Source organism: Acinetobacter sp. BD54 (genome assembly GCF_044778325.1).
Classification (GTDB): Bacteria; Pseudomonadota; Gammaproteobacteria; order Pseudomonadales; family Moraxellaceae; genus Acinetobacter; species Acinetobacter baumannii.
In genome coordinates, this window is record NZ_JANJEP010000004.1 from 225673 (window position 1) to 239626 (window position 13954).

Consider the following 13954-nt stretch of genomic DNA (forward strand, 5'->3'; position numbering starts at 1 on the left):
AACCGATCAGATCATAAAATTGAAGGACGTATTTTTAGGAAATTTCACAGTAATTTTATGATTTTTTAATTTTTTTTAATGCAACGTTAAGCAAAAGTAATTTTTTAACTATTCTTTACAAATCTAAAATTACAATTAATTTTAATAAAGTTATCGATTTTCCAAACAGTTAAGTTTAATCAAATAATTAGGACCATTTTGCAACTAAAAGTGATTAAAACTTTCACATTTCCTTCACAATTCTATCGGCAAATCCAATTAACACAAACTGTACATATAAATAAGAATTATTATTATTCGCATAACGTTTATATTTAAGTCCTGAAAGTCATGTCATTGATTAGAACACGTAAAAAAATTGTTTCCTCTGCAATCGCTTCATCGCTCTCGATGATTGCAACAACTGCGATGGCGCAAGAAGCAGTTTCGCAATTACCAACTATCCATACTAAAGCGACTCAAGAAGAATCTTTAAAGGTTGATCAATCAGCAAACTCTAAATTCGTTGCTCCCCTTCTAGATACTCCTAAATCAGTGTCAGTTATCTCAAAACAACTTATAGAAGATACAAAAGTAACAACTTTAGCAGATGCATTGCGTACTGTTCCTGGCATTACTTTAGGTGCAGGTGAAGGAGGTAATCCGAATGGTGACCGACCTTTCATCCGTGGTTATAGTTCGGAAAGCTCTATGTATATTGATGGTATCCGCAACTCTACCTCACAAAACCGTGAAATGTTTGCGGTCGAGCAAGTAGAGGTAACCAAAGGTTCTGCATCAGCAATGGGTGGTGCAGGTTCAGTTGGTGGCAGCATCAATATGATTTCCAAGGTAGCTAAAAAGGGTGATTTTCTAGAAGGCTCAGTAGCCGCTGGTACTGATAACTACCAACGTATCACTTTAGATGGTAATAAAGATTTTGGAAATGGCATTGCAGCACGTGTAGCTGTTTTGGGACATCAAAATGAAAAGGCTGGCCAAAGTAATGGGGCTGAATATAAACGTGTTGGTATTGCACCAAGTATTACTTTTGGCTTAGATACACCGACACGTGCAACTTTGAGCTACTATTATTTACAAACTGATGATAAACCTGATTCAGGTATTCCTTATTGGGATTCATCTCTTGGAAAAGCTCAAGGTAAACCGGCTGAAGTCAAACAAGGTACATATTACGGCTGGAAAGATCGAGATTTTCAAAAGCAAGAAAATCACATCGGTACAATTAAATTAGAACACGACCTTACCGACAATATAACTATTACTAATACGGCCATGTATGCCAAATCAAAAAATAATTATGTCTGGACAAACCCAGATGACTCAAAAGGTAATGTTGGCAAAGGTCTTGTTTGGCATCGTTTGAACTCAGCTATTACAGATAGTGAAACATTTACTGATCAATTAGCACTTACAGGTAAATTTGATACTGGCTTCTTAAAGCACAGATTTAATGTAGGAGCAGAGTACAGCAAACAAAAGACTGATAAAGGCGGCTATAACATTATTGATGCCAAAGGTAATGTTTCTAGTACTGGCTTCTATAGCGATTGTTCAGACTTATCAACAAATTGGTGTACCTCGCTCAATGGTCCAACTCAAAAGCCATTTGTTGACCGTTTACAAGCACGCCCAGACTTTGATGCAACTGTAGAAAGTACTTCTGTCTACTTACTCGACAATATTGAGATCACACCAAAATGGTTATTAGATCTTGGCCTGCGTTGGGATAAGTTTGAAGCTGAACAAAACTTCTTAGCTACTTCTAGTGCAGCGGCCTATACAGCAAAAAATGATTCAGATTTCGTGACCTATCAAGCGGGCATTACATTTAAACCAACAGAGAATGGCTCAATCTATACAAGCTACGCAACCTCAGCTAGTCCAGTCGGCTTAAATGCAGGTTGGGGGGATAATAGCGAAACAATTAATGCCAATAATCAAATGATTGATCCCGAAGAGGCGCAAACATTTGAAATCGGTACGAAATGGGATTTCCTAGATAACCACCTAAATTTAACAGCTGCTATTTTCCGTACTGAAAAACAAAATACACGTGTACAAATCGACCCAACTACTTATGCAAATGTAGGTGAAAGTAAAGTTGATGGTTTTGAATTAGGCTTAAATGGTGAAATTACTGATAAATGGAACATTTCAGCTGGCTATACTTATTTAGACAGTGAACTAACCAAAAATGGTAAATCTTGCCGTAGCGGAAAATGTACTGACCAATCTATTTATAATGGCAACCAAATGCCAAACGTACCTAAGCAAGCTGCTACGTTATGGACTACCTATAAAGTACTTCCACAATTGACGGTAGGGGCTGGCGCTGTTTACTCTGACAAAGTATATGGTGATGTAGCAAATACTAAATGGGTTCCATCTTACGTACGTTACGATGCGATGGCACGTTACAACGTAAATAAAAATGTTGATCTTCAATTAAATATCAACAACCTATCTGATAAGCGCTATTTCACTAAAGCTTACGCTTCTCACTATGCAACAGAAGCAGAAGGCCGTAGTGCAGTTCTAGCAGTTAACTTTAAATACTAAGTTAACCTAGAATCCCATAATATTTTTATGGTTTATAATATAAAATAGCCTCTCTTGTTAGAGGCTATTTTAATTTTCTACTATTATTACTCGCAGGTATCACCGTGATCCATCATATTCCCAATGTCTTGAGTAAAGAGCAGGTCCAATATTTTCGTAATGAAATGGATAAAATTGAATGGGTCAATGGCAAAGTAACCGCTGGTACACTCTCTGCAACTGTAAAACGCAATCAGCAGCTACCTGAAGATCACCCTCTTACTCACCATCTCAGCAATATTATTCTTGAGGCACTAGGCACACACCCTTTATTTTTATCTGCTGCAATTCCACTTGATATCATCCCTCCTCTTTTTAATCGTTATGAGAATCAGGAGTCTTTTGGTTTCCATGTAGATAATTCTATCCGACGCATACGTGGTACAAACGAACGGCTTAGAACTGATTTGTCATGCACTTTATTTTTAAGCGAACCTGAAGAATATGAAGGTGGTGATCTGGTCGTAGAAGACACTTATGGTTATCACGAAGTGAAACTCCCTGCAGGAGATATGATTTTATATCCATCCACCAGCTTACATGAAGTGACTGCAATTACTTCTGGCTGCCGTATTGCTTCTTTTTTCTGGGTGCAAAGTATGGTTCGTGATGACGCCGAGCGACATATGCTTTTTAACTTAGATCAAACGGTACAAAACCTAAGAATGCAACTGGGTGATAATCATAGTGAAGTAATTAAACTGACTAACCTTTACCATAATCTCATGCGTAAATGGGCTGAACTGTAACTCTATTTATTTTTGCCTTATTTGGACTAATTAATTATTTTTCTCTCAATAAGGCAAAACAATGAAAATTATTTTCGACAAAACATTAAACAGCGCAAAATTAGAAAATTATTTTCTGAACACTAAAATTAAAATGGATATAAGACTTTTGCACAACGTGTAATCATCGTTTAGATGTGGTATATCTAAACAATAAGCATATTTGCAAACCACCAAACTTACTATTTCATGGTCTATAGATGAAAACGAATTACTTGTTTGCCCAGCCTACTCAAGCAAGACATCATCTCGAACTCCTGATGCTGCGCCTCGCGCGCGTATAAATTTTTGTCTGTATTTTAGAGCAGACCTTTTCAAATTCCCTTTAATTTTTCTGTATTAGATACCATATATAACTGTAGACGTTGCCTTTCACACGATACTTGACGCAACCGTGCTACGAGATAAGGAGTTTTCTCATGATGTTGGCTGACCCTAGCAAAAAATACCGCCGTATGTACCAGCGAGTCGATTTACCAGACCGCCAATGGCCAAATAATGAAATTACAAAAGCGCCAATCTGGATGAGCACGGATTTACGTGATGGTAACCAAGCAATTTTTGAACCGATGAACATGGAACAAAAGTTCAAAATGTTCAAAATGCTTGTAAAAATCGGTTTTAAACATATTGAAATCGGCTTCCCTTCTGCGTCTCAAATTGACTTCGATTTTACTCGTATGTTGATCGAAGAAAATCATATTCCTGATGATGTATACATTGAAGTATTGGTTCAGGCACGTGACCATTTAATTGAGCGTACTTTCGAAGCTTTAGTAGGTGCTAAGCGCGCAATTGTGCATATTTATAACTCTAACTCTCCAACCTTCCGTCAAAAAGTGTTGAATGTAGATGTAAATGGTGCAAAACAGTTGGCGGTGAATGCAGCTCAGAAAGTGAAAGAATATGCTGCGCAATATCCTGAAACTGACTGGATTTTCCAGTATAGTCCAGAATGTTTCTCTGCAACTGAATTAGAAGTAGCAAAAGAAGTCTGTGATGCGGTTACAGAAATTTGGGATGCACGCCCAGATCATAAAGTTATTTTGAACTTACCTGCGACTGTCGAAGTTTCAACACCAAATGTTTATGCAGACCAAATCGAATGGATGCATCGTAATTTGGCACGTCGTGATGGCGTGATTATTTCTGTTCACTGTCACAATGACCGTGGCTGTGGTATTGCTGCATCAGAACTTGCCATTATGGCAGGTGCCGACCGTGTTGAAGGGTGCGTATTTGGTAACGGCGAACGTACCGGTAACGTTGACGTTGCTGCAATTGCATTGAACATGTACACCCAAGGTGTAGCACCAGAATTAGATTTCTCTAATATTAATGAAGTCATTGCAACGGTTGAAGAATGTACTGGTTTACCTGTACATCCTCGTCATCCATATGCAGGTGACTTGGTATTTACTGCATTCTCTGGTTCTCATCAGGACGCAATCAAAAAAGGCTTTGAATACCAGAAAAACGAAGAAATCTGGGATATGCCTTACTTACCAATCGACCCGAAAGATTTGGGCCGCGACTATGATGCTGTCATTCGTGTGAATAGTCAGTCTGGTAAAGGCGGTATCGCTTACTTATTAGAATCAAACTATAACGTTGTATTGCCTCGTCGCTTACAAATCGAATTTAGTCAGGTTGTTCAACAATATACTGATGAGAATGGTACAGAGATTAGTGCTAAACAAATCTGGACTTTATTTAAAGACACGTATGTTGAAGTGAAAAACCATCATTACACGGTCAAAAACTATAAGTTATCTGACATTAATGGTACTCAAATTATTGAACTTGAGATTGATGTTGAAGGTGAAACTCAACAATTACGTGGCGAAGGTAATGGTCCTATCTCTGCATTCTTAAATGCACTTCAATTACCAATTGATGTATTGAACTACGAAGAACGCAGTATTAGTTCAGGTGCAAATGCCAAAGCATTAACCTTAATTGAACTTCAAGTGAAAGGTACAGGCAGAGGCTCATTTGGTGCAGGTGTTCACGACAACACAGTCACTTCATCTATTGAAGCTATTATTGCATGTACCAACCGTTTGATTGATCAAGGTGTTTTAAGTACAGATCAGGTTGTTGCCGCCGCTGTTTAATTAAAAAAAGACTTTGGAAAGGATACCTAGCTTGGTATCCTTTCTTTTTATTCCTGAAAGATTTAAAAGGCGAAATGTTCCCGTGTCTTTTCCAGCTGACTCAGTGGGGTTAGTCACTCCGCAAAAGTTCCAATTTGAAGAACCCTTACATCTTGAATGTGGCCGTGTTTTACCGCGCTTTGAGTTAATGGTTGAAACTTACGGCACTTTAAATGCAGATAAATCAAATGCGATTTTAATCTGCCATGCCCTTTCCGGACATCATCATGCAGCAGGTTATCACCATGAAGATGATAAAAAAGCTGGATGGTGGGATAGCTGTATTGGCCCGGGCAAGGCAATCGACACAAATAAATTTTTTGTAGTTGCGCTTAATAATATTGGCGGATGTAGTGGATCAACTGGTCCAACTTCACCAAATCCTGAAAATGACAATCGTCCCTATGGTCCAGATTTCCCGTTAGTAACGGTCCGTGACTGGGTCAAAACTCAAGCCATGCTTTCTGACCGCTTAGGAATAAGTGTCTGGTATGCGGTGGTCGGTGGTTCTTTGGGTGGCATGCAGGCATTACAATGGTCGGTAGACTACCCTGACCGTTTACAAAAATGTGTCGTTATTGCCAGTGCGCCAAAGCTTTCAGCACAAAATATTGCGTTTAACGAAGTGGCACGTCAATCAATCCTGTCCGACCCGGACTTCCATCATGGCCGTTATTTGGAAAATGATAGCTATCCGAAGCGTGGTCTAATTTTGGCTCGTATGGTCGGCCATATTACCTATCTTTCTGAAGAAGCCATGAAACAAAAATTTGGTCGTGATTTAAAATCCGGCAAGTTTATGTACGGTTTTGATGTCGAGTTTCAGGTCGAAAGTTATCTCCGTTATCAAGGTGAACAGTTCAGTCGTAACTTTGATGCCAATACTTATCTCATTATGACCAAAGCTTTGGATTATTTTGATCCATCGCGTGAGTATGGCCACTCGCTTACAGAAGCGATGAGTAAAACCAAATGCCAGTTCCTGATTGTCTCGTTCACCACTGACTGGCGTTTTGCACCAAGCCGCTCACAAGAAATTGTAGATGCACTCATTACCAATCATAAACCGGTAAGTTATCTTGATATTGATGCTGAACAAGGTCATGACTCGTTCTTATTCCCGATTCCACTGTATGTCAAAACACTGCGCGCTTTCTTAGGCGGTGAAGAACATTTAAAATCGACATCACTGGAGGCAAGCTAATGCGTATTGATCAACAACTGGCAGAAAAGTGGATTAAACCCGGCTCTAGCGTACTCGATTTAGGGTGTGGTGACGGTGAATTACTCGCTCATATGAGCCAAAAGCATCAAATTCGTGCTTATGGTTTAGAAATTGATCAAGAAAAGATTGCAATTGCCGTCAGTCGCGGGTTAAATATTATTCAACAAGATTTGAATCTCGGTTTAAGCCGTTTTGCCGACCAGTCTTTTGACTATGTGGTTATGGCACAGGCTTTGCAAGCCGTAGATGCACCCGATGTTTTATTAAGAGACATGGTGCGTGTGGGTAAACAGGCCATTATCACTTTTCCAAACTTTGCACACTGGAAGACTCGCTCTTTTCTAGCATTAAAAGGGATGATGCCTGTATCGGATGCTCTACCATATATGTGGTATAACACCCCCAACATTCATTTATGTACGTTTAAAGATTTCGAAGCACTATGTGCGGAAAATCAAATACAAATTATTAATCGACTCGCCGTCAATGGAAACCAGCAGGGAAGCCTGTTAAGCAAACATGTTCCGAATTTGTTTGGTGAAGTCGCTATTTATCGAGTGAGTGCACTATGAAAAAGACATTATTTAGCACACTAATTGCAGGACTGCTAAGTATGCAGGCTCATGCAGATTATATCGCCCAGCCACAATCGGTTGCGAGCCAAGCTGCGCGCTTCTCCACAATGGGGATTCATGACCTTCAAAAAGCGGCTCAAGCTGGTCAAGCTGGAGCACAGTTTTATCTTGGTACACGTTATCAATACGGCAAAGATGTAGCAAAAGACGATAAACAAGCATTTGCATGGTTTAAAGCTGCTGCTGATCAAGGTCTTTCACCTGCGCAATTAAATGTTGGCCGTATGTATGCTGATGGTATTGGCGTTAAGAAAGACGAAGCTATGGCTCGTAAATATTTCGAAAAAGCGGCAAGTAACGGCGATAACCGTGCAAGCTACAACCTTGCGATGATGGAAGAGCAAAAGAAAAACTACGTAGGTGCTTACCAGTGGTATGAACTTTCAACTCGTGATGGCATGCTCGACAATAAAGTGATTAGCTTATCTGAAGGTAAAAAGACGGCTCTTGCTGCAAACTTAACTCAAGAGCAAATCCGTATGGCACGTGACCGCGCGGATAAATGGATTCAAGCACAATAATAATCCAGCTTATACTTACTCGACTAAAACCACCTTATATCACCTATAAGGTGGTTTTAGTTTTTTAAGCTTCTAATTTTATATTCCATTTGTTTTGCTCTATATCCCCTTTCAAAAAACACGTAACATAGCTCACGTTCAATATTGGTTATAAAGTTTGGTTATCTTATGTCTACCCCACATTGGTTTGATCAGGGCTCTTTAGTCCTTGCAAGTAACAACAAAGGTAAAGTCGCAGAGTTTGAAAAACTTTTTGAACAGCTCAAGTTGCCTGTAGAAATTATTCCTCAGGGTCACCTAAATATTCCCGACGCCATTGAAGACGGCTTAAGCTTTATTGAAAATGCCATTATTAAAGCGCGTCATGCCTCTAAAATTTCAGGGAAACCTGCTATGGCTGATGACTCCGGTATTTGTGTTCCGGTTTTAGGGGGTGCACCTGGTATTTATTCAGCACGTTATGCTGGAGAACATGGTGACGATGCAGCGAATAATGCCAAATTATTAAATGACCTTTTGCCATTTCGTAAAAATGGTGAAGCGATTGAAGGTATGTTTGTGTGCGTACTTGCTTTAGTGACTCATGCGGAAGATCCATTGCCACAAATTTTCCAAGGCATCTGGCATGGTGAAATTTTAGAAGCGCCACGTGGTGAAAATGGTTTTGGTTATGACCCACTGTTCTGGTTGCCTGAGCTACAAGTTTCTAGCGCTGAGTTGTCTAAAGAAGAAAAAAATAAGATTAGTCATCGTGGACAAGCGATGCAGTTATTTAGAGAGAGCCTGCAGAAGTAGGCTGATCACACGGCCAAACTATACAGCGTTAAAACAGATTAAACTTTGTATAGGCGAACCTTACTTTTCAAAGATGAAAAGTAAGCAAAAATCTTTTGTTAGACTGATGGCACTTCCCTGTGCCACAGTCTAACTGGCGGCATCCATGCCGCCTTCGCACAAGTAAATGTGGGGAAGAAAATTTAAAATTAATTATAATGCTACATGTAAAAACATCGCATAAATCGCAATACACACACAACTCACAATCGTTCCTGAAGCGATATAAGCAGCAGATCTACCCGTCCCTTGATAATGAGTTTCTAGAGCTACAATATTGGCTGCTGGCGGCAGACAGAACATTAAAAACATTACTCCAATTTGCTGACTTATATTTGGAATCGGTAAAAATCTATAACTTAATCCACAAAGTACAAATCCACAGGCCACTTTAAATGCTTGAGCTTTTGTACTGTAAATTAAATCTTTTGTATAAACTCTGGTACGGCGCAGCCACATTCCAAGCACACACATACCTGCAAAAGTCATTGCAAATTTAGCAACCTCATAAACCCAATGTATAGCAGGGCTTTCGATATGTTGGGCCCCTAAAAGTCTGAGCACAACAGCACAGAATATCGATATACAAGGCGGAGAAGTTAAAACCTTTTTTAATATATTGAGCTTACTTTGCGGTGCCGTAGTAACGGCAGTCACAGCCCAAGCATTGCCAAAAAGCGACATTCCAATATATAAAGCAACAATTGGAGCAGTTGCTTCAGGGCCGAATAAAGCCATAGCAAAAGGAAAACCAAGCCATCCCATGTTGGTATAACTTACGCAAAGCGCCAATAAGCGGTCTTTAAATAAAGCCAAATAAGCAAAGAAAATAATGAATGCCGAACCAAAACTAAAAAGCATTAAGCTCAAGCTTCCCGATTGATAAAAGACCATGTTGTAAATAATCACAATCGGAATCAGGAGTCGTGCAAGCCAAGCTGAGAGAATAGGTTTTATGGTTTCTGAAATGGAGGTCTGAGCAAGTAGAAGTCCTGTGATAAATGCCAATATAGGCAGTAATAATGCCACGCTCTCTCCTCTCGCTCGTCAAAATCAGCTTGTTATGCTACACCTTTTGATTTTGAAATGTATGATCTATTTCAAGTAAATTCGTCTAAGAACGAAGCTCAATAAAATTTAAAAATCCTCCCAAAAAAATATCTTTAAAAATCTAGTCGTAAGTGTCTACTTATAAATATTGTCTTAAAAATGAAATATAAGTGTCACATTCCTGTCATGGCAACCTGTTGATATAAAGCGAACTAAAAAGAGGTATAAAATCATGGCTGGTTTATCTATTTGGCATGTCGTTATTTTCGCAATTGTCGTTATTTTATTGTTCGGTACATCTAAGCTAAAAAATATCGGTAAAGATGTAGGCGGTGCAGTAAGAGATTTTAAAAAGTCAGTTCGTGAAGAAGACGAAGCTGCATCTTTAAATAGCCCTCGTACAATTGATGCACAAGTTAAAACATCTGAAAGCACATCAGTGAAAAGCTAAAGGTTTGACCCATGCTTGATGTAGGAATGACAGAGTTACTCTGTTTTGCAATTATTGCAATTTTAGTTTTAGGTCCAGAGAAGCTTCCGGAAGCTGCACGCTTTGCAGGTCGCTGGTATGTTCGACTAAAACGCTATATTACGAATCTGCAAAACGAGATTGATCAGGAGCTACGTCTGTCTGAGTTCCGCAAAGAAATGCAAGAGGAACTTAACCGCATTGAAGCATTGGAACGTAAAGTACAACAACAGCTTGAAGAAATACAAAAACAGCACGTTTCAGAATCTTTAGAAGCAACTGAAACAGCTAAAACAACACAAAAGCCTATTCGGAAATGTACTCCTATATCGGGCCATTACAAAGTGCCGTATCTGACTAAAGTTACGCCTTTGGCTCCTCAAACTGATATTTCAGAAACATCTCCTGTTGAATTGAAGATTGCCGTATGAACCAACTGCCTTCAACCGCTGTAAATAGTCAAGAAAACCTAGACCAAATGCCAATCATGAATCATTTGGTGGTTTTAAGACGTCATTTATTTAGGATTGTAGGGGTAACATTATTCTTATTTTTTTGTTTACTACCCTTTCGAAATCATACTTATCAATTATTATCTGAGCCTCTAAGGTTACAACTTCCTGCCTCATCTTCCATGATTGCAACGGATGTTACAGCAACCTTTATGGCGCCATTTAAACTTAATTTATTTGTTGCGCTCATGCTGGCAATGCCATTTATTCTTTATGAAATATGGTCTTTTGTTCGTCCAGCGCTTTATCAAAAAGAGCGTCATTTAGCGCTGCCGTTACTGATTGGTAGTATTATTTTATTTTATGCAGGTGTCGCTTTTGCTTATTACATTACCCTGCCTGCCATATTACATTTCTTTATTAGCGTTTCACCTGAAACAGTAGCACCAATGACCGACATTAATAGTTATTTAAGCTTCTGCTTAAAGCTATTTTTGGTGTTTGGTGTCACTTTTGAAATTCCTATCGCGACCTTGCTACTCATTTTGATGGGTGTGGTAAATACGCAAAGCCTTGCTGAAAAAAGACGTTTTATTATTGTAGGATGCTTCTTTGTAGCGATGTTTATTACCCCACCCGATGCGATTTCGATGGTGATGCTAGCAATTCCAATGTGGCTACTTTTCGAAATAGGCTTACTCTTCGGCAAAATTCTTGAGAAAAGAAAAACTCATTCTGCTGAATAAAAATAATATAAAAAATCCTGAACTTCTAAGTTCAGGCTTTTTTTATATAGAACGCTTTTTAATCTACAAAGCAATAAACTGTCTTCAAAGTGACTTAAAAATGTAAGAAAAGTGTCATTTTCAATCCATAGAATCGACTCAACAAATATACACACAAAAGTTACGGATTTATTATGACCACTGCTTCTAACCACCCAACACGTCGCGATATTTTAAAATGGTTTACGGGGATCCCTTTTCTTCCATTAGGTGCGATGGCTACGGCAGCAACGTTAGCAGGTTGTAACGATAGCGATAACGACTCATCTATTGTCACTCCGTCAAAGCCAATTAACTTTAAGAATGCAACGTTCACTTCAATGCCAGCTCCTTCAACGGTAGCAGATATTGCCACAACAGCATGTGCATCAAAACTTGCTATTTCATGGGAAGACGGCAGCAAAACAGAATACCAACTCGCTTACAAACCATTCTTCTTAACAGGTACAGAAGTGCCTGATGGTAAAGGAGGAAAAGTCATCGCGGGTGGTTATTACGATATTAATAATAAGCCAATTATTGATAAATCAGTTGCAGGTAAAGAACGTCAATTCTTCTCTGACTGCCCAGATGGTAGTTCTCTCATTAGTTTCAAACAAGCAACAGGCAAAGATTTCACAGATGCTGACAAGAAAGCATTGGGTGTAACCGGTAACCCAGTGTTCCATGTGGTTCAATTTGAATATCTATCAAAAGACCAAAATGGTGGTGATACTTACGGTAAATTATCATCTCCGATTGCTGTCTTAACTTTAGATCAAGATCCAAAGACAGGTCACTTAACTTTAATTAAATACCATAACGTTGATACTTCAAGTGCACATGGACTATGGATTACTTGTGGTGCAAGTTTATCTCCATGGGGAACTCATCTTTCTAGTGAAGAATACGAACCAGATGCTTTTGACCAAAAGTTAGGTCAATCACTTTCAACACTTAAAGCCTTCAGTAAAAATATATATGGCGATGAAAACATTGCCAATCCATATAACTATGGCCACTTGCCAGAAATTACCGTAAATGCAGATGGTACTGGTCGCGTTACAAAGCACTATTGTTTAGGCCGTATTTCACACGAACTTGTACAGGTTTTCCCTGATAACCGCACTGTGTTAATGGGTGATGACTATACCAACGGCGGACTATTTATGTTCGTTGCAGATAAGGAGAAAGATTTATCTGCAGGTACACTCTACGTTGCAAAATATACAACAGTACTTAGTGATACAACGACTGGTCAGATTTCTTGGATCAGACTTGGTCATGCAACAAGTGCCGAGATTGAAAACCTCATCAAGAGCGGCATTAAAGGAACTGATATTTTTGAGTCAGTTCTACAAATTGCTAAATATCCAAGCGATGCAACAACAGCAGAGAAAGAGGCTATTGATGCAGGCGACAAAGGTACTCCTGAACAACAAGCTTTAGCCAAAGCTGCAAAAGAGCGTTTAAAACTACAACAAACTGCCCAAAAAGCAGAATTAGAAGCTCAAGGTTTTAAATTTACTTATTTAAGTAAAACTGGCGTATATCTCAAGCTTAAAGATAATAGCGACAGAACTAAACTTGCAGCGGCTTTCCTTGAAACACACCGTTATGCTGCTTACATGGGTGCTTCAATGGCATTGACCAAAAATGAAGGCACAACAGTAAATATTGCAGATAAAAAAGCTTATTCGGCTTTAGCTAATATTGTCGATTCAATGGTTGAAGGTGGTAGCGGTTATCTTGCTGAGCACAACGTTAAATTCCCGAAAATCACTGCTGGTGGTATTTTGGAGCACACATTAACTGGTGGCCAGAAAGACAGCTCAAATGTTGCAATCAATAGTGAGTGGGTACCTAGCCAATCTAACCTTCTCATTAAAGGTAAAGATATTAGCTTTGACAGCTTAGGGAACACCGCTGACCCAGAGCAAATTGCTAGCCCTGATAACTTGAAGTTCTCAGAAAAACTTCGCACTTTATTTATCGGCGAAGACTCTGGTAACCACTTAAATAACTTCTTATGGGCTTATAACGTTGATACCAAACAGCTCATCCGTATTTTATCTACACCGGCAGGTGCTGAATCGACGGGTCTACATGCAGTCGACGAGGTAAATGGTTGGACTTACATCATGAGTAACTTCCAGCATCCTGGAGACGAATGGAACCGTTTCTATAAAGAAAAAGATGGTGTTCGTACTGGTATTAGCGCAGATTTACTTGCTCAAATTGATACTGCAATTAATACAAATTACAGTAATAAATTTGCAGCAGCAGTTGGCTATATCACTGCCGACCCAATTGCACCATCTGTTGTGAAGAAATAATTTCTTTAAATACTATAAAAGAGGCCTGCTTTATGCAGGTTTCTTTTATTTTTAAAGTCTCATTAAAAAAATAAAATTCCTTCAACCTTTTACTAAACGGTCAAATATTTCATTAACTTATCA

12 protein-coding genes are annotated in these 13954 nt (G+C 39.0%); 11 read left to right on the forward strand and 1 reads right to left on the reverse strand.

Annotation, left to right across the window (positions count from 1 at the left end):
• Nucleotides 1-330: 330 nt before the first annotated feature.
• The 7 genes from NQ782_RS08395 to rdgB all read left to right on the forward strand — a co-directional run bounded on the left by NQ782_RS08395 (nucleotide 331) and on the right by rdgB (nucleotide 8721).
• Nucleotides 331-2562, forward strand: a complete 2232-nt coding sequence (locus NQ782_RS08395) for a TonB-dependent siderophore receptor (RefSeq protein WP_057094068.1) — start codon at nucleotides 331-333, stop codon at nucleotides 2560-2562.
• 104 nt (nucleotides 2563-2666) lie between these two features.
• Entirely contained in the window at nucleotides 2667-3350 is a 684-nt protein-coding gene (locus NQ782_RS08400; protein ID WP_001984475.1) for a Fe2+-dependent dioxygenase, read from the forward strand.
• Nucleotides 3351-3808: 458 nt separating this feature from the next.
• Entirely contained in the window at nucleotides 3809-5506 is a 1698-nt protein-coding gene (leuA, locus tag NQ782_RS08405) for a 2-isopropylmalate synthase (protein WP_021511344.1), read from the forward strand.
• A gap of 82 nt (nucleotides 5507-5588) precedes the next feature.
• Nucleotides 5589-6749, forward strand: coding sequence for a homoserine O-acetyltransferase (locus NQ782_RS08410; RefSeq protein ID WP_000009640.1), 1161 nt, complete (start codon nucleotides 5589-5591; stop codon nucleotides 6747-6749).
• Nucleotides 6749-7342: a methionine biosynthesis protein MetW gene (gene metW, locus NQ782_RS08415; protein ID WP_001217230.1), complete on the forward strand. Its 594-nt coding sequence runs from the start codon at nucleotides 6749-6751 to the stop codon at nucleotides 7340-7342. Before NQ782_RS08410 ends, metW begins: the two co-directional genes overlap by 1 nt.
• Entirely contained in the window at nucleotides 7339-7926 is a 588-nt protein-coding gene (locus NQ782_RS08420) for a tetratricopeptide repeat protein (RefSeq protein WP_000751692.1), read from the forward strand. Before metW ends, NQ782_RS08420 begins: the two co-directional genes overlap by 4 nt.
• Before the next feature lie 168 nt (nucleotides 7927-8094).
• A complete protein-coding gene (gene rdgB / locus NQ782_RS08425) occupies nucleotides 8095-8721 on the forward strand; it encodes an RdgB/HAM1 family non-canonical purine NTP pyrophosphatase (RefSeq protein ID WP_000106708.1) in 627 nt (208 codons plus the stop codon).
• Nucleotides 8722-8913: 192 nt separating this feature from the next.
• Here rdgB and NQ782_RS08430 read toward each other — a convergent pair whose 3' ends face one another.
• On the reverse strand, nucleotides 8914-9789 hold the full coding sequence (locus NQ782_RS08430) for an AEC family transporter (RefSeq protein ID WP_057093206.1): 876 nt from the start codon (nucleotides 9787-9789) through the stop codon (nucleotides 8914-8916).
• 253 nt (nucleotides 9790-10042) lie between these two features.
• Here NQ782_RS08430 and NQ782_RS08435 point away from each other — a divergent pair, with 253 nt between their 5' ends.
• The 4 genes from NQ782_RS08435 (at nucleotide 10043) to NQ782_RS08450 (ending at nucleotide 13831) form a co-directional block, all read left to right on the forward strand.
• A complete protein-coding gene (locus tag NQ782_RS08435; protein WP_000908081.1) occupies nucleotides 10043-10261 on the forward strand; it encodes a Sec-independent protein translocase subunit TatA in 219 nt (72 codons plus the stop codon).
• Between the two features lie 11 nt (nucleotides 10262-10272).
• Nucleotides 10273-10710 carry a Sec-independent protein translocase protein TatB gene (gene tatB / locus NQ782_RS08440; RefSeq protein WP_057093207.1) on the forward strand — a complete coding sequence of 146 codons (438 nt, stop codon included), beginning with the start codon at nucleotides 10273-10275 and terminating at the stop codon, nucleotides 10708-10710.
• Nucleotides 10707-11477, forward strand: a complete 771-nt coding sequence (gene tatC, locus NQ782_RS08445) for a twin-arginine translocase subunit TatC (RefSeq protein ID WP_001072724.1) — start codon at nucleotides 10707-10709, stop codon at nucleotides 11475-11477. Before tatB ends, tatC begins: the two co-directional genes overlap by 4 nt.
• A gap of 173 nt (nucleotides 11478-11650) precedes the next feature.
• Entirely contained in the window at nucleotides 11651-13831 is a 2181-nt protein-coding gene (locus tag NQ782_RS08450; protein ID WP_000205462.1) for a PhoX family phosphatase, read from the forward strand.
• The last annotated feature ends 123 nt before the right edge of the window (nucleotides 13832-13954 follow it).